Origin of the sequence: Vibrio sp. Vb1026 (assembly GCF_033338745.1) — a bacterium.
GTDB lineage: Bacteria > Pseudomonadota > Gammaproteobacteria > Enterobacterales > Vibrionaceae > Vibrio > Vibrio alginolyticus.
Genome location: NZ_JAWOTH010000084.1, coordinates 1 through 1,431, shown reverse-complemented (window position 1 = coordinate 1,431; position 1,431 = coordinate 1). Strand labels below are relative to the sequence as shown.

1 protein-coding gene and 1 pseudogene are annotated in these 1,431 nt (G+C 45.9%); one reads left to right on the top strand and one right to left on the bottom strand.

Going from position 1 to position 1,431, the window contains the following annotated elements; all coding sequences use genetic code 11:
* Nucleotides 1-183 (bottom strand): annotated as a pseudogene (locus tag R7E47_RS24340) (AraC family transcriptional regulator); the annotation flags it as partial.
* A 204-nt stretch (nucleotides 184-387) separates the two neighbouring features.
* On the opposite strand from R7E47_RS24340, the gene R7E47_RS24335 reads away from it, so the two are divergent.
* The coding region (locus R7E47_RS24335) for an iron-containing alcohol dehydrogenase (protein WP_318085249.1) at nucleotides 388-1,431 on the top strand (1,044 nt) is incomplete at its 3' end.

Below are 1,431 nucleotides of genomic sequence, written 5' to 3'. Positions count from 1 at the left end.
GATGTTTTTATGCCCTTGGCCAAGCACAATGATCCCTGATTGATACACAAATGGTTGACGGTTATTGCCTTTGCTACTGCGATAAAACCAAACGCCTTCGATAGCGGTTTGCTTGATGCCTTCGAAATTGTGCAGATCATGCTTTTCAACATACCGCTGCATGGTTTCGGCTAATGTGTTCATGTAATGCTCCATAAACCGTCAATCGGTCTACGCTCTGTTGTCATTTTGCTCACTATACTTTCTCTTCTATTTCCGATTCCAGCGCTATAACAACAATTTTGTAGAAATAGGCAAGTAATTTACAGAAATCGACCTACAACACGACAAAAAGTCGTACTAATATGCACGTATTCAATCTCCTCAACTGGAAACAAGAGGTCTGCAATGAACTTTTCTTATGTCAACCCAACCAAAATTTTCTTTGGCCAACAACAAATCGCAGCAATCAAAGACGCGATCCCAGCGGATCAAAAGGTCTTGGTGATTTACGGTGGTGGCTCAATCAAAAAGAACGGCGTATACGACCAAGTAGCAGAAGCGCTCACTGGCCACGAATGGTCTGAGTTTTCTGGTGTAGAACCAAACCCAACAAAAGAAACATTGGATAAAGCGGTCGCTATCGTAAAAGGTCAAAACATCGACTTCATTCTTGCTGTTGGTGGTGGTTCGGTTATCGACGGTTCTAAATACGTTGCGGCAGCATCAAAGTACGATGGTGACGGTTGGGACATTATGATCGGTAAGCATCAAGTTACAGAAGCAGCACCGCTTGCGGCTATCCTAACGCTACCTGCAACTGGTTCAGAATCCAACATGGGTGCAGTGATTACAAAAGCAGAAACTCAAGACAAACTGCCGTTCATGTCTCCTGCTGTACAGCCTAAGTTTGCAGTGTTAGATCCAGATGTAATGAAAACGCTGCCTGAACGTCAGCTTATTAACGGCATTGTGGATGCGTGGGTACACGTATGTGAGCAATACATTACACTGCCTACTGGAGCGATGGTACAAGACGGTTACGCAGAAACCTTGCTAAAAACTCTAAAAACGCTTGGCGAACAGTTCGCAGAGCGCGATGACGACCAATGGCGCGCAAACCTCATGTGGTCTGCAAACCAAGCATTGAATGGTTTGATTGGTAGCGGCGTTCCTCACGATTGGGCAACGCACATGATCGGTCACGAGCTGACTGCTCTTTGGGGCGTTGATCACGCACGTTCCCTTGCCATCATCCAACCATCACTGCTGCGTAACCAGATGCAATTTAAGCGCGCAAAGCTTGAGCAAATGGGTCGTAATGTATTTGGTTTGGAGTCTGGTGATGATCTTGCAGAACGCACTATCGAAACCATCGAAGCGTTCTACCACCAACTTGGTGTAGCAACTCAACTAGACAACTACGGTGAGAGCCGCGAGCAAGCGATCGAT